Annotated in this window: 20 protein-coding genes; 19 read left to right on the plus strand and 1 reads right to left on the minus strand. The window is 49.2% G+C overall.

What is annotated here, in order from left to right:
* Nucleotides 1-53 precede the first annotated feature (53 nt).
* From IPJ88_06050 to IPJ88_06105, 12 genes are all read left to right on the plus strand, one after another.
* A complete protein-coding gene (locus IPJ88_06050) occupies nucleotides 54-1,385 on the plus strand; it encodes an FAD-binding oxidoreductase (GenBank protein QQR91287.1) in 1,332 nt (443 codons plus the stop codon).
* Entirely contained in the window at nucleotides 1,386-2,129 is a 744-nt protein-coding gene (locus IPJ88_06055) for an SDR family NAD(P)-dependent oxidoreductase (protein ID QQR91288.1), read from the plus strand.
* Nucleotides 2,130-2,185: 56 nt separating this feature from the next.
* The gene (locus IPJ88_06060; GenBank protein ID QQR91289.1) at nucleotides 2,186-2,617 is read left to right on the plus strand and encodes a hypothetical protein; all 432 of its coding nucleotides are present in this window, start codon (nucleotides 2,186-2,188) and stop codon (nucleotides 2,615-2,617) included.
* Nucleotides 2,618-2,760: 143 nt separating this feature from the next.
* Nucleotides 2,761-2,952: a Flp family type IVb pilin gene (locus IPJ88_06065; protein QQR91290.1), complete on the plus strand. Its 192-nt coding sequence runs from the start codon at nucleotides 2,761-2,763 to the stop codon at nucleotides 2,950-2,952.
* Nucleotides 2,953-3,026: 74 nt separating this feature from the next.
* Nucleotides 3,027-3,773 carry a Flp pilus assembly protein CpaB gene (gene cpaB, locus IPJ88_06070; protein ID QQR91291.1) on the plus strand — a complete coding sequence of 249 codons (747 nt, stop codon included), beginning with the start codon at nucleotides 3,027-3,029 and terminating at the stop codon, nucleotides 3,771-3,773.
* 35 nt (nucleotides 3,774-3,808) lie between these two features.
* The gene (locus IPJ88_06075; protein QQR91292.1) at nucleotides 3,809-4,957 is read left to right on the plus strand and encodes a pilus assembly protein N-terminal domain-containing protein; all 1,149 of its coding nucleotides are present in this window, start codon (nucleotides 3,809-3,811) and stop codon (nucleotides 4,955-4,957) included.
* Nucleotides 4,935-6,626 carry a Flp pilus assembly complex ATPase component TadA gene (gene tadA, locus IPJ88_06080; protein QQR91293.1) on the plus strand — a complete coding sequence of 564 codons (1,692 nt, stop codon included), beginning with the start codon at nucleotides 4,935-4,937 and terminating at the stop codon, nucleotides 6,624-6,626. The genes IPJ88_06075 and tadA overlap by 23 nt, the downstream gene beginning before the upstream one ends.
* Nucleotides 6,623-7,492: a type II secretion system F family protein gene (locus IPJ88_06085; protein ID QQR91294.1), complete on the plus strand. Its 870-nt coding sequence runs from the start codon at nucleotides 6,623-6,625 to the stop codon at nucleotides 7,490-7,492. Before tadA ends, IPJ88_06085 begins: the two co-directional genes overlap by 4 nt.
* A 3-nt stretch (nucleotides 7,493-7,495) precedes the next feature.
* Entirely contained in the window at nucleotides 7,496-8,389 is an 894-nt protein-coding gene (locus IPJ88_06090; GenBank protein ID QQR91295.1) for a type II secretion system F family protein, read from the plus strand.
* Nucleotide 8,390: 1 nt separating this feature from the next.
* Entirely contained in the window at nucleotides 8,391-9,251 is an 861-nt protein-coding gene (locus IPJ88_06095; protein QQR91296.1) for a hypothetical protein, read from the plus strand.
* Complete coding sequence (locus tag IPJ88_06100) at nucleotides 9,248-9,895, plus strand: hypothetical protein (protein QQR91297.1); 648 nt, start codon at nucleotides 9,248-9,250, stop codon at nucleotides 9,893-9,895. The genes IPJ88_06095 and IPJ88_06100 overlap by 4 nt, the downstream gene beginning before the upstream one ends.
* Nucleotides 9,885-10,997 (plus strand): CpaF family protein, encoded by a 1,113-nt coding sequence (locus tag IPJ88_06105; protein ID QQR91298.1) that lies wholly within the window; start codon nucleotides 9,885-9,887, stop codon nucleotides 10,995-10,997. Before IPJ88_06100 ends, IPJ88_06105 begins: the two co-directional genes overlap by 11 nt.
* A gap of 91 nt (nucleotides 10,998-11,088) precedes the next feature.
* On the opposite strand, the gene IPJ88_06110 is transcribed toward IPJ88_06105, so the two are convergent.
* A complete protein-coding gene (locus IPJ88_06110; GenBank protein ID QQR91299.1) occupies nucleotides 11,089-12,294 on the minus strand; it encodes a hypothetical protein in 1,206 nt (401 codons plus the stop codon).
* A gap of 443 nt (nucleotides 12,295-12,737) precedes the next feature.
* Between IPJ88_06110 and IPJ88_06115 the strand changes: the two genes are divergently transcribed.
* The 7 genes from IPJ88_06115 (at nucleotide 12,738) to IPJ88_06145 (ending at nucleotide 18,209) form a co-directional block, all read left to right on the plus strand.
* A complete protein-coding gene (locus IPJ88_06115; protein ID QQR91300.1) occupies nucleotides 12,738-14,042 on the plus strand; it encodes a hypothetical protein in 1,305 nt (434 codons plus the stop codon).
* Nucleotides 14,043-14,066: 24 nt separating this feature from the next.
* On the plus strand, nucleotides 14,067-14,531 hold the full coding sequence (locus tag IPJ88_06120; GenBank protein ID QQR91301.1) for a hypothetical protein: 465 nt from the start codon (nucleotides 14,067-14,069) through the stop codon (nucleotides 14,529-14,531).
* 75 nt (nucleotides 14,532-14,606) lie between these two features.
* Nucleotides 14,607-15,353 carry a hypothetical protein gene (locus tag IPJ88_06125; GenBank protein QQR91302.1) on the plus strand — a complete coding sequence of 249 codons (747 nt, stop codon included), beginning with the start codon at nucleotides 14,607-14,609 and terminating at the stop codon, nucleotides 15,351-15,353.
* A complete protein-coding gene (locus IPJ88_06130) occupies nucleotides 15,347-16,045 on the plus strand; it encodes a hypothetical protein (GenBank protein QQR91303.1) in 699 nt (232 codons plus the stop codon). The genes IPJ88_06125 and IPJ88_06130 overlap by 7 nt, the downstream gene beginning before the upstream one ends.
* A gap of 241 nt (nucleotides 16,046-16,286) precedes the next feature.
* Nucleotides 16,287-16,631, plus strand: a complete 345-nt coding sequence (locus IPJ88_06135; protein QQR91304.1) for a prepilin peptidase — start codon at nucleotides 16,287-16,289, stop codon at nucleotides 16,629-16,631.
* Complete coding sequence (locus IPJ88_06140) at nucleotides 16,616-17,503, plus strand: hypothetical protein (GenBank protein QQR91305.1); 888 nt, start codon at nucleotides 16,616-16,618, stop codon at nucleotides 17,501-17,503. The genes IPJ88_06135 and IPJ88_06140 overlap by 16 nt, the downstream gene beginning before the upstream one ends.
* 157 nt (nucleotides 17,504-17,660) lie before the next feature.
* Nucleotides 17,661-18,209: a hypothetical protein gene (locus IPJ88_06145; GenBank protein ID QQR91306.1), complete on the plus strand. Its 549-nt coding sequence runs from the start codon at nucleotides 17,661-17,663 to the stop codon at nucleotides 18,207-18,209.
* Nucleotides 18,210-18,229 lie beyond the last annotated feature (20 nt).

Genomic DNA, 18,229 nt, shown 5'->3' on the forward strand with positions numbered 1-18,229 from the left:
CCATCGAACACTATCCTCGATGCGAGCATGGCAAGTGGTATAAGCAGCGCATTGTGAGCGAGCGAAATAAAGCGGCTATGTTATGTGGTTGGGGGCGCGTTGGTGTTCCGGGAACAGAGATTGCTTCAGAGAATTTAGTTAAGCTCTCCGAGCACGCCGTGTTAAGTCGGGGTCTGGGCCGTTCTTACGGAGATGCCTCCCTTCCGCCCTCTTCAGGCGGCAAGGTGATACAGACTAAGCTTGCCGATCGCATGCTTGCCTTCGATGAAAAAGAGGGGTGGCTTCGGGCTGAAGCGGGTCTTTGTCTTGCCGAGGTGTTGAGGGTATTCATGCCGCGTGGCTGGTTTCCGGCTGTCACCCCAGGCACCAAGTTTGTCACTCTTGGCGGCATGGTTGCATCGGATGTGCACGGTAAAAACCATCATGTCGATGGTTGCATCGGTAATCATGTCCGAAGTCTAAAGATGCGTGTTGCAGATGGGCGCGTGCTTACGTGCTCGCGCGAAGATTATCCGGATTTGTTTTGGGCCACAATGGGGGGTATGGGTCTTACGGGACACATCCTTGAAGTTGAGATGCGTCTCAAAGCTATTCCTTCGCCTTGGATTTTCGGACAAAGCGAACGCATGGTGGATATCGATGCTTACCTAGATGGTCTGCAACATAGTGCTGCAGAGTGGCCGTTTACAATGGGGTGGATCGATTGCCTTTCCGGAGGGAGTCGTCTTGGGCGAGGTATCCTGATGCGCGGCCGTTGGGCGCAAAAAGATGAAGCACCGAAAACCTTTCCCACAAGCAAAAAGAAGTTGAGCGTGCCATTTGAGGCTCCAAGTTTTTTAATGGGACGTACCGTCGTGACGACGTTCAACGAACTTTATTTTCGAAAGCATATTCCAAAGAAGAAACAAGGTATTGTTCATCCCGATAGTTTTTTCTATCCACTTGATGCTATCCATCATTGGAATCGCTTGTATGGACCTAGAGGCTTTACGCAGTACCAATGTGTCCTTCCTCGCAGCGTGGGTGCTGCTGCGGCCCGGCGGGTGCTTGAGATTTTGGCTAAGTACAAAGCTGCTTCTTTTTTATGCGTAATTAAGGATTGCGGCGAGCAAGGCCAAGGTCTTCTTTCTTTTCCTATGCCGGGCATCTCGATCGCTCTAGACATCCCGATACGAGACAACACCCAGGAATTGGTTGACGCTCTAAACGAGCAACTGATTCGCGATGGCGGACGAATTTACCTCACGAAAGATGGCTTTACGCGTGAAAAACACTTTGCGCAGATGGAGTCTCGCCTTGCGCACTTCAATGAAATCCGGCAAAAGTGGGATCCCCAAAAACAATTTAAAAGCGCGCTTTCTCAGCGTGTTCTGGGAGATGAGTAAATGAAGGTAGCGGTGCTTGGCGCAAGCAAGGGCATGGGTCGTTCTGTTGCAAGGGAGCTGGCTTCACAAGGGCATACCCTTTGTCTATTGGGGCGCAATGTCGAGGAGCTTGAACGTAGCGCTCGTGATATCGAGATACGTTCGGGGCTATCTGAAGGCAGTGTGCAGGTTGTTGAATGTGACCTTGAGCAAGCTGATAGTTTCACAAGAGTGTTCGATCAGCTTCAAGTTCTGCTAAATCCCATCGAAGCGGTAGTCGTGACAGCAGGATTGTTTGGCACACAAGAAGAGCTGGAAAACGATACAAAGCGCTTAGAGCGTTTATTAACTGTTAACTTTACTCATACCATTTTGTTTTGTGAGGAAGCACGTAAGCGCTTGCTTGCCCAAGGTGGAGGCAGCTTGTGTGTGTTCTCTTCGGTGGCGGGTGATCGTGGACGTAAGCCGGTCATTCTTTATGGTGCTAGCAAGGCTGGACTTTCCCACTATCTCGAAGGCTTGGATCACAAATACCGAAGCCAAGGCTTGGTTACGCTCAATGTTAAACCAGGTTTCGTCAAAACGGGAATGACCTATGGGCTCAAACCACCTCCTTTTGCTGGAGAGCCCGATCAGGTAGCCAAACAAGTCGTCAAAGCGCTTACTGCAAAATCCCCACTGCTTTACACCCCGTCGATGTGGCGTTGGGTGATGTTTATCATCCGAAATCTGCCTCGTTTCGTGATGCGGCGCCTTTCGTTCTAAAGCTTGTTTTCGGGCTATCGTTTGCATCGAAGCATTTCATCGTGCACAATTTGACCATGGGCAAACAGCAAACGTTACGTTCGGAGCAAAGTGGCGTAGCGTATGTCGAGTTTCTCATCGCTTTTGTGCCACTTTTTTTTGGAGCTATGCCAATGCTTTCAAGGCGCGCTACTGTTGAGCTCGCAGCGGCCATTCCCTTGTTTCGGCTCGCGCCCGCGTCCGGTAATACGGTGCAGGCCGCACTTGGTTTTTCTTCCTGGGATGATGCCGTAAAAAAAACCTTGGCTGCGCTGACTTTAGATTTGAATGTCCGTTCCGGAGCCCAGGGCAACGTGCATCGTGAGCATATCGACCTGAAGCTTAGCTATACTTACCATTGCTCCATACCTATCGCGCGAGAAGTCATTTGCCCCGGCGGCGTTAAAATAATCCACGCAAAACGTTCAGTGATCAACCAACGCGCCGTGTATCAATATCGAGTCAACTGAGACTGTATGAGTAGGAAAAAGGAACGCGCGGCGTTCCTACAAAAGCCATTGACCTAAAAATACCTAGGAAAACCATAGTTTTAGGTATGGCATGCATGTTGCAAAACAACCTACCAAGTTGCTTCGGTACATAGGGGTTTTTCATGAAACATATGCTTAGAAGGTTGATACGAGACGAACGCGGAATGACCACGGTGGAATACATTATCGTACTTTCGCTTATCGCCGTCGTCGGTTTTGGTGTTTGGAAAAAGTTTGGAACCACGGTGAAGAGTAAGGTGCAAGCAGCAGATGCCGTTATGGTTACTTTACCCACAAGTAGTACTCCACAGTAGGCATAGCGCATTAAGCGACTCAAATACGCCAACTTCTTTGCAGAAGAGAAGTTGCTCCGTATGATTATCAGAGAATGAATCAACGTCCACTCATTATAGCAACCTTGTCGGCAGCGCTTGGTTTTGTCGCCTTGTTCTTTTACAAACAAAGCTATGAAGAGAAAGTTTGTGGTGGAGAGCGCGTGCAAGTAGTCGTAGCGACTCAAGATTTGGAACTCGGCACTGCGCTTGATTCTACGATGTTAGGTTTAGTGGAACTCCCTAGTCGTTACGTCGAGGGACGTCATGTACGAGCAACAGATGCTACCAAATTGCTTGGCGTGCGTTTGAGCAGTGGTATTCGCGCAAATGAAACTATTTTATGGTCGGATCTTGCGATGGCATCGGACCAACGTCGAGACCTCTCGAGTCTGGTGAACAACGGAAAGCGGGCGGTAGCAGTGCGTACTGATTCAACGTCCAGTTTTGGAGGACTGCTTCGTCCTGGTGATCGCGTGGACGTCCTGTTGACGCATCCCTCTGAGACACAAAGGTTGAGCACCACGGTGCTTCTACAAAACAAACTGGTCCTTGCGGCGGGCTCAGATACCGGAGGTGGACAATTCACCGCGGTAGGAGATAGCGTTCAGTCTACTCGAGACGTAGAGCAGGTTGTCCTAAGTGTGAGTGTTGATGAAGCGCAGCTACTCGCATTCGGCCAAGAGCGCGGGACTTTGAAACTTGTCCTACGTAATCCTAACGATATTGCCGTACTCCGCGGATTGCCAGATGCGACGGAAGAAGAGTTACGCTCCTTGCCAACTCAACGAGGTGCGAACTGATGCAAGCAAGTGTCCCGAGTTTAACTCAATTTTCAGTGTCTCAATTTGCAATTCGCGTTGCATGGACATCGGCGTTTGTCTTTGCTTTTTGCGTTAGCGTGTTTGCGCAAAATGAACATGAAATCGATTTGCGTGTTGGCGAGCAAACGACAGTGTCTTCACGAGGCGTTCGAAGCTTTTCAGAGGGCACGCCAGGTATTATTGATGTACGGGTCCCTCCGGACGCGGAGCAATTCGTTATTGTGGGTATGCGTCCGGGTGAAACTTCGCTTCTTCTTTTGCATGAACGCGGTAGGCAAACAAAATATGTTGTTCGCGTTTATGAACCAGGCAGCGGAGATTCGTCTTCGAGTGGAGTGATTCGAGTGCCGGAGCGCGTCAATGTTCGTCTCGATTTCTATTTCGCCGGGCTCACAGAACGTTACTCTCATCAAATCGGCGTAGGTTGGCCAGGAACCGTGGGCGGTGCAGGCGTTGGTGGCATGTCCGCTTCTTTTAATCTGCAAAGTGGCTCGCTTACTGGAGCGACTGCGAGTCTTGTCAATCAACCACTGCCTCGTCTCGATATTGCCCAAACTGAAGGCTGGGCAAAGGTCTATCGTCACGCAGTTCTTATCGCTGGAAACGGTCACCAATCGCAGTTTACAAATGGCGGTGAAGTTAATATCACAGTGCAAGGAGCGCTCACGGCTGAGATTCGCTCCATCGAGTTTGGTAGTGATATTCGAGTAAAGCCACGCTACGATGAAAAGTCGGGTCGCATTGAGATGATGATTCAAGCGGATGTCTCGGACCTTGAAGATACCAATGACTCCGGTTTGCCCAATCGAAGCCGTTCCACCCTACAAACTCTTGTCACTGTGGAAAATGGACAAGGTATCGTACTTGCTGGCTTAGCAGGTCAACGCAAGCGTCGCTCGCGTACTGGCTTGCCAGGTCTAAGTCAAATACCAATTTTTGGTTTGCTTTTTGGCTCGGACAGCGAAGCGAGTGAAGAGAACGACACCTTGTTATTCATTGTTCCATCGATTGTAAAGAACATTCCCAGAAATCAGCAGGACCTGGTGACAGAAGCCTTGGACATTTATCGTGAGTTTGATGGCGATGTGCTTGAAACCAAACTAGGTGAAAGAGCCTTATCAACGATGCGCAAGGAAAACCATGTGGATACGTCTAAAGATTGAGTCGCCCGATGACACCTCGGATCTTTTAGACTTCGAACTCTCTGGTCCCATTAGTTTGGGACGCGACATTGCATGCAACGTTGTTTTGCCATCGCCCGATGTATCGCGTCAGCATATTGTGCTTTGGCCATCTAAAAATGCGATTGAAATCGAAGATAGCTCCTCCAATGGCTCGTGGCTTAACTCGGTAAAATTTCACAAAGAACGCGTCAGCTTGGAGGGCAAGGGTATTGTCAGAATTGGACCTTACCTTATCGAGATCACATCGAGTTCTGATAAGAAAACAAGCCGTCGACGTCTTGACTCATCTTCTTCATTTAGAGTGGGCTCCGGCTTGATTCCGATTACGAGCGGCGCAACGCGTGCTGTTTCTTCTAACACTTTGCATCCCTTCGAAGCTACAAGGGAAATCGATCCTGCTTTTCGAAGACGTATCCACCGCATGCTGCTCGAACGTCTAGATCTAGCTAGCCATGGCTCAAAAGTCGCCAATGACAGAGAGTTAAGATTGCAGGTTCGTGCTGCGTTGTTGAAGTTGATTTCCGAGCACCGTGAGCAACTTCCTGCCGGATGCAATACCGAGAAACTTGCAGATGAGATTACAGATGAAGCGCTTGGCTTGGGACCTCTCGAAGCTCTTCTGGCTGATTCGACCGTGAGCGAGATCATGGTGGTCGACAGTGAAACCATTTTTGTCGAGCGCTACGGGCGAATCGAGCGAAGCCATCAACGCTTTACCGACGAAGAAGCGGTGCGTTCAGTGATCGAGCGTATTATCACGCCTTTGGGTCGACGCATTGATGAGTCCAATCCACTTGTAGATGCGCGACTAAAAGATGGCTCAAGAGTTAACGCGATAATTCGTCCATTGGCCATAAAAGGTGCTGCTATTACGATTCGCAAATTTTCCAAAGCATTGTTTTCGATTGATCAGCTTGTTCAAACGAGTAGCCTGTCGGAAGCCATGGCTCAGTTTTTGGTGCGCTCAGTGAAAGCCAAGAAAAACATTATTATCGCTGGCGGAACAGGTAGTGGCAAAACGACCTTACTCAACGTATTAAGCTCGGTCATTCCAGAAGATGAACGCATCGTAACGATCGAGGATTCTGCTGAGCTACAACTTCCGCAACAGCACGTTGTTCCTTTGGAATCGAAGATGGCTAATCTTGAACGGCAAGGGGAATTCACCATTCGTGATTTGCTCAAGAATGCCTTGCGCATGCGTCCCGACCGTATTGTTGTAGGCGAATGTCGAGGTGGTGAAGCGCTTGATATGCTACAAGCGATGAACACAGGCCATGAAGGATCGCTCACTACGATTCATGCAAACAGTCCTGCTGAAGCCGTAAGTCGTCTTGAAACCTTAGTGCTGATGTCGGGTATCGAGTTACCAGTACGTGCTATTCGCGAACAGATTGCCGGAAGTATCGACTTGATTGTCCATCAAGCACGTCTTTCAGATGGGAGTCGTCGTGTGTTGGGGATTGCCGAAGTTGGGGCAGTTTCTGAGGACGGCACAGTTTCGATTCGTGATATTTTTGAATTTCACCGCAGTGGTATTGATAGCGAGGGTCGAATTCTTGGGAGTTATGAGACCACTGGCTATTTGCCGACTTTTTTGGCGGAGTTTGAGAGCTTGGGACTTGTAACCAATGGACATTATTTATGATGCATTCCTTTCAGTTCTACCGGTTGTCAGGATGGTTGTTTGTTGTTCTTATTAGTCTGTCGGTTGGAATTTATGTCGCATGGATTGAACAGCACCCAAACAGCCAACTGCGTCGCTGGTGGTCGCACTATCTAGGGCTTCTTACTCAACAGTTCAAAGGGCTTAGGCGTTCAGGGCTTGTTAATCGCGTAGCGTACCTTCAGCTGGGTATTGCTGTTGGTGCGCTTTTTTGTGCTCTTTTGTTCTACGACGCTTTTTGGCTGCTGCTCGTTCCTTTGGTCATGATGGTGCCCTGGCTCGTTCTAAGGTCACTTCAGAAGCAAAGGATTGATGCAATCGAAAGTCAACTTGAACGTTGGGTGCTTACGCTTTCTAATAATTTAAGAGCTGCTCCATCGATTGGAGATGCTCTCGCAAATACAGTTGCTTTTACAGCACTGCCGTTGCGTGATGAGCTTGAGCAAGTTGTTCAAGAGCTTCGCGTTGGCGCGAATGTCGATGAGGCCTTAGAAAACTTTAGGCAACGCGTGCCAAGTGCCGCGTTGGCATCGGTTGTCACAGCGCTCAGCATTGGCAGGCAAACTGGCGGCGATTTGTCTGCTGTTCTCGAACAAAGCGCTGCGACGCTTCGTGAGATGTTTCGACTGGAAGGTGTCGTGCAAACAAAGACTGCCGATGGTCGCAATCAGGCCTACTTACTTGCCGTTATGCCCTTTTTGCTACTTGGGATTATTCATGCTTTTGACAGTACCTGGTTTGCGCCTTTGCTTAACCAGACCATGGGCTACGTTGTCATTTTTGTGGCTGTGGCTGCTTGGCTTATTGCTCTGTTTTGGGCAAAAAAAATTATGACAGTGGATTTGTAAAGTATGATTACGGTACACATCGTTGGCTGGTTTGCTCTGATTGCGCTGAGTTGTTCGTTGGCTGCTTTCGCCTTTTTTGTGTTTTCGGGCAAACGTAAAGACAGTGAAAGCCTGGGTTTACGCGGTCTCAAGCGCAAAGAAGTTTTGTCGGCTGGTGGTTGGTTCTACTTTGTGCATCCTGTCATCGCACGGCTAGCTTCGTTTATGCGCTACATCGGGTTGCCTTCTGTGCGTGCTCAAATCGATAGCTCCATCAAGCAATCGGGCTATTTCTTGGGCTTGTCTACCGATGAGTTTTTCGCCATTACGCTGCTTTGTGCTGCACTGGGTGGCGTCGTAGGAACTTTCGTGGTGCAGTTTTTAGCCTATCCTTCTTTTTTGGCCATATTCTTTTTCGCATTAGGCGCTTTCATTCCTTACGCTCGAATTCGAAATGAAATTGAAAAGCGAATGTCCTCAATCAATCGCGCATTGCCAGGTGCGATCGACCTTCTGAGTCTTTGCATTGGAGCTGGCCTGGATTTTCCTGGCGCGGTTGCTCAGCTGCTAAAGCGTTCATCTGCCGATAAGGATCCTCTTGAGCAGGAAATGTCGTGGCTTCTTCAGGAACTTGATCTGGGATTTACACGCCGACAAGCTTTGCTCAATTTTTCAGAACGCAGTCCAACACGCTCCGTTCAAGAATTTGTTAGTGCTGTGGTTCAATCTGAGGCTCGTGGTACACCACTCACTGAAGTTTTAACTATCCAAGCAAACAGTGCACGGTTGGCGCGAAGCATGCGCGCTGAAGAGTTGGCATCGCGAGCCGGAATTCTCATGTTAGGCCCTTTGGCGCTCATGATGCTGAGCATCATGCTGCTCTTGATGGGTCCTTTTGCGCTTGGATACGGTTTTTAGTATGGCCGAAACGAATAAAGGAGCATGTGTTCTGGAGGTTTTTGACGGATACAAAAGCCTAGGACGTCATGTGATTGGCCTTGAGCCACTTGTCGTGGGAACGGACCCCAAAGCCAATGTATCGTTGCCCAAAGACTCTGGATTGCGGCCGGTTCATTTTAGCTTGCAACGTAAAGGATCTGTTTGTCAGTTGAGACTTGCGCCTGATGCAAAGCTTCAAATGGCCGGCATGCCGATCCAAAGTGGGCCACTGCCTTGGGATGCAACTCTTGTTTTTGCTTCCTTACGCTTCCAACTTGAAGAAGAGCGAACTTCAGCTCTGCGTTCTTCAGGCAACAGTCTCGTATGGCTGGTTTTGCTCTTGTGCGTGCCTTTGCTCATGTGGCTTTATTCGGGCAACTCGGGTGTTGATGTTTCCGCGATCCCCAAGGCTGACTTTGAACAGTTTGTTGCAAAGCAGATTGAGTGCCCCGAGCAAGGCCCGGCGCGCTATCGTGCAGAACGCTTGCTTGAATCCGCTGCTTCAAAAGAGGAACGCTATTTGTTCGAGCCTCACGATGGAATCGAAGCCATTCAGCTTTATGCACAAGCGGCGGCATGTATGGCGTCTGCCGGCCAAATCAATGAGGCCCAGGTAGCGGAGAAAAAGAGTAAAAAGTTAAAAACGCGAATCCGTCGTGATTTTATCCTGCATCAAGTCAAGCTTGAAAGGGCTCTTGCTGAGAAGGACCATCGACAAGCCCTCGGTCAAGCCCGTATCCTCGTTAACATGGTTGGACATGAAAAGAGCGATTATCTAACGTGGCTGCAGCATATCGAGCGTCAGCTCAACGCTATTCTTAGCAAAGAGGTGGCTTCATGATTAGGCAATACCTTTTAATCAGCGCTATTGCTGCATGCTTTATCGTTTCGTGCGCGACAACAAAGCACACCGAGCTAAGTAGTCCAGAGCAGCACGACCCTTTGTCACGCATTACGGCCAAGCAGCTGTTTGATCACGGCATGTCGCTGAGTCATCACGGAGACTATCTCCGAGCGGAGCAATATCTCGCTGCATCCATGGACAAAGGCTATCCTGAAAGTAAAGTTGTCCCAGCCTTAGTTGAGGTGTGTGTGCTTTCTTCTCGGCTTCCTTCCGCTGTTCAATACGCAGAGCCCTTCTTAGAAAGACATCCAAGACTTTGGTCTTTGCGACTTGTTTTGGCCAGCGTTTACTACTCCCTTGGTCGTTACGCCTCCAGCAAAAGGGAATTGTATATGGCCATTGAAGATGCTCCCAAAGAGCCTGCCTCAGCACACTATTTATTAGCGATGAATTTTCGAGAAGAGAAAAACGAAGAGGAGATTAAAGTACACGCTAAACGTTATCTTGAACTTGCTCCGAAAGGTATTCATGCCGAGCAGGCCGAGCAGCTAATTCGTTTCCCTTTGAAAGCAGCCGCCGAGGATTTACAGCAAGGTCCTATTCGTCTTGAATCACAGCAGGGTAGAGACGATGAACAGTAACTCATCATCGGCCCATCGTATCTTCGAGCAAGCGCTCGCAGACCATCTCCAACCCATTGCGGTTTATCTAAAAGACGAAACGGTAAGCGAGATCCTTATCAACGGCGCTGGCAAGGTGTACGTGGAACGCGCAGGTAAACTGATGCAAGTTCAAGCCAGTTTTGCCACTGAGCGGGCACTCATCGCAGCATTGAGAACGATTGCACAATACGTGGGTCGTCAAGTTGATGAAAACAATCCCATCCTTGAAGCAAGATTGCCGGATGGCTCGCGCGTTCAAGCCGTGCTTCCTCCGATATCGACCGAAGGCCCTACCGTTGCTATCCGACGTTTTCAAAAAGAGAGTATGGACCCTAAAAAATTGTTGCTGCAAGGCACCTTGGGTTCACGATCGATGCAATTCCTCCAAGCTGCTGTTGGGCTAAAGCAGAATATTTTGGTAGCAGGTGGAACAGGCTCAGGAAAGACGTCGCTATTAAATGCCTTAAGCAGTTTTTTTTACGATGATGAACGGATTGTTGTGTTGGAAGACTCACGTGAACTTCAAATCCCACACGAACATGTGGTCTATTTTGAAGCCCGACCGCCAAGTGCTACGGGCAAAGGAGAAATATCGATCCGCGAGCTTTTTCGAGCCAGTCTGCGTATGCGACCCGACCGCATTGTTGTAGGTGAAGTGCGCGGCAAAGAAGCCCTTGATCTTGTACAAGCCATGACTTCTGGCCACGGCGGATGCCTTGCAACCTTACATGCAACCCATGTCAAAGATACGCTGACGCGACTCGAGACACTTTCTTTGATGAGCGATATCGACCTTCCACTTTTGGCTTTGCGTCTGCAAATTGCTTCGGCGGTTGATCTTGTGGTTCAAGTCGAGCGCATGCGAGATGGGACTCGCTTGGTGACCGAGATTGCAGAGCTGCAAGGCTATAGGGAAAAAGAAGGTTATCACCTTGTACCGATCTTTGAGCGTGTCTATGCGAAAGACGTTAAGCAGAATGCTAAGCGCTCACGTCTTGTCCCGACTGGCGTGCGGCCGACCTTTGAGAAACTCGCCAAGCGCGAAGGAATTGCGCTACCAGACTTCAAACCCGTAGGATAAAGAGTCTGTTTTTATCCCTAAAACATGCCAGAAATGGCATGTTTTAAGAAAAAAAACGCCACTTTTATCATCTTGCTTCCTGGGGAATTTCTTAGTGCAAGGCGAAGGGAACTAGGTCGCGTAGCGCTGCTAGCGATGCGCATGACCCCGGGCAGGGTTGATGAACGCAAAGCTGCTGACAGGCGGGGATGAGTTGCTTCTGAGTCCAGGTGCTGATCGCGTTCATGCGATCGTGGTGGCTTAGCATTTGATGGTTTTGAATTCTAAAACGTCGCAGACGCGATCGCCATTGCATGGTGAAGGTGTTGTGCTCAGGCGCAAGAGTTGGTGTATCACTTTGCAAAGTGTTGGCGTTCTCCCAGCTTGAATAGTACTCGGCTTGAGCTAAGAACACGCGACCCGAGACACGGCTGTAATCACTTGGTAGACGCATTTCTTTAACCGAGCTGCCGGGTTGCTTGCCCAGTACCTTTGCCACTAGACCGACAGCTCCATCTAAGGATGAAATGAGTTCATGTTTTCCGAAAACAAAGGAGCGGATCTGAAGTGCCTCAGTGCCGCTTTGATTGGCAGGGTCCATCAGTTGAGCGCCCAAGCCTGGAATGTTTTCGCGTTCGCAGGCTGGCATCGAGTCTCGCGATACGATGCCCCGGATTTGAGATGTGAAGGTTCCAAGAATCTCATCATCAAAAGTTTTATCGACCAAGCTTTTTCCAAAGGCCGATCCAAGTGCGCAGAGAATGCGGTAGTCTGAGGTGTAAAGAGGCATGGGGCTTGCTACGATTCCGCCGGCGACTACAGGGTTTCCGTGATTGGCTACAAAATCGGCCGACAGTTGCGCAACAAAAGCAGGTGTTTTCTCACGGCTCAACTCTGCAGTCTTGGTCGCTTGCGAAATTAGTGTCACAAGTTCCGGTCTTCGCTGATTTAATAAAGCTTCAACGCGTGCTTCTTCTGCGATGCACCGCGCCCAGGGTCCATAACCAAAAATACGGCCGGAGTCTGCGCATGGTTTTACTAAATCAAGCGATTGGCCGAGACCTATCAAAGAACCGTAAGCAATGAGCTGAGCAGAGTTGCTCAAAGCAATGAGGTTCATGGAGCGAGCATACTGTGATGCAGCTGTGTAAGCTGTAGCGTCTGCGGTTTCTTGCAAACGTGATTGGTAAAGAGCTGTGCGACCGACTCCAATCAAATGAAATAAAGAGGCGACTAAAAAGCATCCAAAAAAAAGTGCAAGCAGCATAGCTGCACCGCGGCAATCATGAAGCAGAGAATCTTTATTGTGTTTGTGCACGTTGTTTAAATCTAGCTGATGTTGTCGTTAGTGCCACTCACAGGATCGTAACCGGTCAGTCTGTGGTGCCTGCAAGTACATTTTCCGAGGTTTTCGTAGCTTCGGCTTTCCTCCTCGCTTCTCGTCGACACGTACGCCCGTACTTGTCTGCTCGTCGCTGCGGGGGCGCTCGAATCTACAAAAACCTCGGAAAAAGATTTGTCTTCTAGCTTTGTCCTCGTGTTCGTATACTTTTTTGTTAACTGCTGACTTTTATCACTGACTGACCAGTTTCCACTGTATCAAGAGGCGCATGGCGATTAATGTATCACGCTCGAGCGCATCTTTTGCTCCAAGAGCATAAGCTATTTTGCGGCACATTCTGTATTTATTTGATATTATTTTGTTTTTCTGCGTTTTTCTGCGTGGCATAATCCTTGCAAAATCAGAATGCGGAGGATCTTATGACTGTATCACTTCTTCGTTCGTGCCGTTTGGCTTTGCTTTTCTATTCATTCACGCTCGCGGCATGGAGCCTTGCCGCCTGCGGCGGTAGTGACAAAAACGAAACTGCAAACTACGTGGAACCAACACGTGCCGAGCTATTGCAAGCTGCTGAAACGCATCCTGATGTTCAAGTTGTGATGCAAGCGTTGGAGGCATCCGGTTGTGCACCTGTGATCAATACTGACGATGCAACAAAAACTGCAGTGCAGCCTACCTTTGATCAGCTTTTTGGTGTTAAGGCAAACTCCGGTGAGGGCCTAAGCTTTGTCTACGGGCAGGGTGACTGTCCGGACGGCGACGATACTTCGATTACAGTTGTCTTTGATCGCTATAAGAACGCGCTTCAAGTCTTGGGTATGCATAAAGCACAAGGCGAAGATGGTCTTCATTCAAATATCACGATGTATTCAGTGAAAGACGGAGCTTTAGTCACTCAGACCGCAAACGAATGGCTGCAACAAAGTTTTACTCAAGCGAGTGACGAGTTGACTAAGCTGCAAGAGGAGCATCCCGAACAAGCTCCTGCGACGGAAACGTCGGGTGTAGCAGCCAAGGTTTCAGCCCTCTCGACTGGGCAAGGGTGCTGGGATGCACTTTACATCATGGCCGGCTATGCGCGCTCATCGCTTGGTTTTGGCCCCGAAGTGTGCGGACTCGATTGTTTGGCCTGTGAGTCGACGGTAGCGCAATATAGTAACTCAAGCGCAACGGCTGATGCCATGGTTACCACCCTAGTTGATGGCTTGGTCGTCCGCGCACTATCGATGAAAGCAGTCGCGGCGGCACTTTCATTGCTCGTCGAACTGATCACTGGAGCGGTGGGTGTTGTTTTTTCTGAGGGTCTATTAGCCGGCTTGGCCTATTTTGCTGGTGGACTTACTACTTTAGGCTGGCCGCTGCTGCTTGGTATTGCGGCCGCTGTTGTTGCAGCGGCGATTACTTTGTATGCGCTTGCAAAAGCTTGGATTCGCGATCTGCATGGTTTTTGGGGAGTAAGCCCCGGCTCAGAAACCGCTTGCTCGCAGTTCGGTTCAGCTCTTTGTCGAACCAGCGAAGAAGGGCTTGATGAAGAAGCCTTTTGCTCGTCCAACAACTCTCCCAACGTTGATAGTCAATGCGGACAGCTTGCTACCAAATCGGACCATCTCTCTCTGCATTTGGACCCTACACGAAATTGCGAACGTGAAGCGGACACTGGAATCCATTTTTGCCCAACTTGCCCGCAAGATGAAGAAGGCAATTACCTTTGTCCGTCGCCCTAAATTTGTTATCGTGATGATGCGGTTATGGCACAAGCAAACCTACTTAACGACGAAAGGGGATCCGTATTGAGCGAGGCTGTGATCGTGTTGCCATTCTTTGTTTTGCTGTTGGGTTTTTCTCTCTACGTAGCGCAGCGCTACCATGTCAATCTTAGGTCACTGCACAATAACCAACAGGCAGTGTGGTATCAGGCTATTGAACCGTGTGCCGGTAGCCGAGATCCTTTTGTACAGGATCTCGCTACTGCCATGAGGCCTTCCTTGTCGGCTTGGCTTCCGGAGTACAGTCAACAGATTGATTTCATAAGCAGGGCCTACAGTTACGAAGAAAAAAGTCTGGAGCTTGTTCGCCCCGATAGCCTAGGCGGAGGGCGTCAAACACTCAAGATGCAAAGTGAACTAGGATGCAACGCTGAAAATCGAGAACTCATTTCTGGCCTTAGGGATAGGACGCTAAGGCTGTACTGCAATTTAGGAGCATGCCTGTAGTTTGTGAATGTGCAGCGGTCTTTGCAATGTAAGCGAAATTACACGAACAGTTGTCCCATCTGCTATACTTTTATTATGTCTTCCGATGAAACAAAGCGCGAAAAACATCGAGAGCCTCAGGCCGGGGCAACGCGTGCAGAGAAGAGTCCGAAATCAGCTTCCGGTCATGCCGTGAATGAAGAGGCCGCGACCGTCATCGGAGATGGCGGCGGTGAAGTATCAGCTTGGCGCTCATCGCTAAGGCCGCGTCTTGGTTCTAGGCCTCCAAGTCAAGCCCCTGGGGGGATTAGTGTTCCGCCCGCACTTCCACTTGCTCAACGTCATCCCACAGAGACTGTTGTGCACCAGAGGTCTCAGGTACCCGAAGGTTCTCGAAAAGGTCAAATCCTACCATGGCGCACGTGGATTTTACTGTCTCTAAGCATTTGCGTAGCGGTGTACGTCTTTTTTATCGACGAAAGCTCCAGCTCAACGAACGAGACGAACACATCTTCGGTGAAAGCCCAGCGTATCGAAGACAGTTTTGAAACAAGCGAAGCGCTTACCGAAGAGCCCCAATCGGTTAATGCAGAAGCAATCGTTCCGAAAAGTAGAGCCAACAAGCAACAGGTCCAAGAGAGTGAAAAAACCTTAGGGCGCTCTACCGCGGATCTTGAATCTCTTGCTGTCGAAGCATGGTTGCGAGGTGATCTGTTCGATGCGCTTGTTTTCTATAAGGGCTTGATAAAACGCGAACCAGAAAACAAAAGTTTTGCTTTGATGGTTGATATTTTGCGGACGCAACTCGCTAAAAGCTGCGAAGCAGGTCAAGAACCATGTTAAGAGCGAAACTGTTAGTCATTTTATGTTTTTTAAGTGTTTGTTGTGGATTTTGTGGAACGGAAACCAATACAGCACCACGTTTTGAACTGGCGGTTCATACGGTTGAGCTGGATGGCAGTCCGGTGCGCGATGCGCAGGTTTTTGTGGGTGATACACCCGTCGGAAGAAGTGGCGTGCAAGGAAAACTTCGTTTTGAACTTTCGGGCAAAGAGGGCAGGCGTGTTGCAATACGGGTAAAATGTCCCATTGCGTATCAGCAGCAAGAGTTGCTTGACACGATTACGCTTCACCAGGTGCTTGATGTGAAAGACACCGCGAAACGAAAAGCGATTGAACGGAAATTTGTATGCAATGCGCTGATCAACAAAGCTGTAGTACTGGTCAAAAGCAATGCTCCAGCCGGCTTGCCTGTTTTACTTGATGGTCGGGAAGTCGACAGAACAAACGAACATGGCATAGCTCATGTTTATATCGAAATGGCGCCCCAGGCAGAGTTTCAAGTTAAGATCTCAACCACGAGCCAACCAGAGCTTCGTCCCCAGGAGCCATCTCGCGTCTTTCGCATGCCAGAGGGCAAAGAAATTTTGCTTTTTGAACAAGATTTTAGCATCGAGGAAGCCCCCAAAGTTAGAAAACGCAGCAGGCGACGTCGGGTAAAGAAACGCTCTAGCGCGCCTGTTCGTCTGAAATAAAATGAGCAGTTGGCGAACAAAACGAAGCCGAGATAGCAAGATAAAAAACGTTCTCCGGAACGATCAAGGCGCTTTCACCGTCGAGTATCTCGTTGTTACCGTGCTTGTAGCGCTGTCTGCTGGTCTAGCCTTAGCGGCTTTGGGCTTGCCTTTATTATGGTATCATCAATCGTTGTGCTTGTTCATGTTACTACCGTTCCCATAGAAGAAAATCGTTTTGTGCGATGAGTGTCAATTGGAGATGACAGACAACTTACTACTTTTGGGTACTCATGGTCTTGCTCTGGTTGTTGCTCTCGTTGCGGCTGCGTATGACTGGAAAACAGGCCGCATTCCCAATTGGCTTACTTTTTTGGTCTTGCTAGCAGCTTTGTGTTTCTACGGATTCGGGGTGAGTTTAACAGCAGCAGCATTCTCTTTTATTGCAGCCTGTGTGTGCGCCTTAATCCCGGTGCTCTTTTTCTTCATGAATGCGATGGGCGGCGGCGACGTAAAACTTTTTGCAGCACTTGGTGCTTTGTTGGGCATCGGTCTTGGTTTGGAGCTTAATTCACGGCCTATGTGTTTGCGATGCTCTGGGCACTGATTGATCTCGGCCGGCACAAAAAGTTGTCAGAGAGTTTTCGAGCAAGCTTGGTGCTTTTACTCAATATCTTTAGACCTAAAGCAAAGCGTCAACCACTACCCAGCAGCCAGCTTACCGTGCTTCGAATGGGGCCTGCTGTTTTTATGGCAACTGTGACCTGCATTGGGTTGTTTCACTGGCATCGGTCCGTCGAGAATTCACAGCTTGCTAGCCCTCCGGGACGAACAACGAAAGAGCTTCGGCCTGAGGGTAAGATCGTCACCTTTAATGGCCAATCGTTTGAGGTCCTTCGGGGGACCGTTCAGGGTGAACTAGAAGAATCGATCGCTTATTTTAGCAAGTTGTGCGAATCACGCAGCGATGCTGCATACAGTATGCGAAGTATGGTGCATCATTTTCATCGAGACGATCTTGCTATTGTTCTCTGCGGAAAAGACAGTCTTACAAATCCCACCAGAGCTGATGTGCCATTGCTGTATTCCATGACCAGTCTCAACCGGTCAGACTCACGCCTTTCCTACATACGCTACCAATTGGTCGCTACGAAAACATCAACAGCTCGAAAGCAGAAGACAAGCTCAACCCTATGGCTAACGAAAGCCTTGCCGGCAAAGCTTCTTTTCGATGTAGAGGAAGTCGAACAAAAGCGGCACTTGCTTCTTTTTGCTGGCTCATCGGATGACGTCCAACTCAGCAATAAACTGATTCAAGAACGGCTTAGCGAGCGCCACTGGTCAATTCACGAATACAGCCCCGATGAACGCTCGGCTGGTTTCCATGGCGCGGTTGCACACCGCGAAGATGCAACGCTATGGATAGGTCTGGATGCCCTGGAGCATCCTACTGTGCTCACCTTATTGGGGGAGTTCTAGCTTGGAATTGCTAGGGTACTGGATAGAGCTAGCCAAAAGATATTCATAACCTGGCTTAGCCCTTATCTCCTTACATGTCGGGATTACACGCAAATTGACCTGTCATAGACAGTGGGTTAAACCATGATGTACTAAAAATTTCGTGGAGGACATGGGCATGCGAATTAGTTTTATTTCTTGGTTAGTGGTTAGTTTAGCAATGACGGTGGTTTCTTGTTCCAGTGACAGTAGTTCCAGTGGATCAAGCTTGGATGCGGACAAGCAGGTTTCGCGTCTTGATGAAACAGAGCAACAAGTTCTTAAAGATGAAATCGAGGCCACTTTCAGTGACGATGCTACGGGTCTCATTGATTCAGTGTGTACCCTTCTTGGAATCTCGTTTTCTGCTCTTGATACTTCGTTGACTTGTGAAGACTCTAAGGCCGATTGTGTCACAGAGGCGAATTCGAGCAGCAGTGACGATGTAACGGATACTGAGTTTGCAGACGCGGCAGCTAACTGTGATGTTACTGTTGGTGAACTCACCGCCTGTATGCAGGATCTTGTTGACGCTTTTGTTCAATACACACAGGGGCTGACCTGCGATTCAAGCTTGGAAGATCTTGGTGAGCCACCTGCGCAGCCAGCTTCGTGTTCGTTCACTGAACAATGTGCGTTGGCGGATGAGTACTCAGCTCAATTGGACGACCTTCAAGGCGGCATGTAATTTAGTTACGTTGAGCTATG

It is taken from the genome of Myxococcales bacterium (genome assembly GCA_016699535.1).
Classification (GTDB): domain Bacteria; phylum Myxococcota_A; class Polyangia; order Polyangiales.

Bases quoted from the DNA above. Each gene is read 5' to 3' on its own strand.
- IPJ88_06055 (QQR91288.1), top strand. From the start codon at position 1,386: ATGAAGGTAGCGGTGCTTGGCGCAAGCAAGGGCATGGGTCGTTCTGTT.
- IPJ88_06060 (QQR91289.1), top strand. From the start codon at position 2,186: ATGGGCAAACAGCAAACGTTACGTTCGGAGCAAAGTGGCGTAGCGTAT.
- IPJ88_06065 (QQR91290.1), top strand. From the start codon at position 2,761: ATGAAACATATGCTTAGAAGGTTGATACGAGACGAACGCGGAATGACC.
- cpaB (QQR91291.1), top strand. From the start codon at position 3,027: ATGAATCAACGTCCACTCATTATAGCAACCTTGTCGGCAGCGCTTGGT.
- tadA (QQR91293.1), top strand. From the start codon at position 4,935: ATGTGGATACGTCTAAAGATTGAGTCGCCCGATGACACCTCGGATCTT.
- IPJ88_06085 (QQR91294.1), top strand. From the start codon at position 6,623: ATGATGCATTCCTTTCAGTTCTACCGGTTGTCAGGATGGTTGTTTGTT.
- IPJ88_06090 (QQR91295.1), top strand. From the start codon at position 7,496: ATGATTACGGTACACATCGTTGGCTGGTTTGCTCTGATTGCGCTGAGT.
- IPJ88_06095 (QQR91296.1), top strand. From the start codon at position 8,391: ATGGCCGAAACGAATAAAGGAGCATGTGTTCTGGAGGTTTTTGACGGA.
- IPJ88_06100 (QQR91297.1), top strand. From the start codon at position 9,248: ATGATTAGGCAATACCTTTTAATCAGCGCTATTGCTGCATGCTTTATC.
- IPJ88_06105 (QQR91298.1), top strand. From the start codon at position 9,885: ATGAACAGTAACTCATCATCGGCCCATCGTATCTTCGAGCAAGCGCTC.
- IPJ88_06115 (QQR91300.1), top strand. From the start codon at position 12,738: ATGACTGTATCACTTCTTCGTTCGTGCCGTTTGGCTTTGCTTTTCTAT.
- IPJ88_06120 (QQR91301.1), top strand. From the start codon at position 14,067: ATGGCACAAGCAAACCTACTTAACGACGAAAGGGGATCCGTATTGAGC.
- IPJ88_06125 (QQR91302.1), top strand. From the start codon at position 14,607: ATGTCTTCCGATGAAACAAAGCGCGAAAAACATCGAGAGCCTCAGGCC.
- IPJ88_06130 (QQR91303.1), top strand. From the start codon at position 15,347: ATGTTAAGAGCGAAACTGTTAGTCATTTTATGTTTTTTAAGTGTTTGT.
- IPJ88_06135 (QQR91304.1), top strand. From the start codon at position 16,287: ATGACAGACAACTTACTACTTTTGGGTACTCATGGTCTTGCTCTGGTT.
- IPJ88_06140 (QQR91305.1), top strand. From the start codon at position 16,616: ATGCTCTGGGCACTGATTGATCTCGGCCGGCACAAAAAGTTGTCAGAG.
- IPJ88_06145 (QQR91306.1), top strand. From the start codon at position 17,661: ATGCGAATTAGTTTTATTTCTTGGTTAGTGGTTAGTTTAGCAATGACG.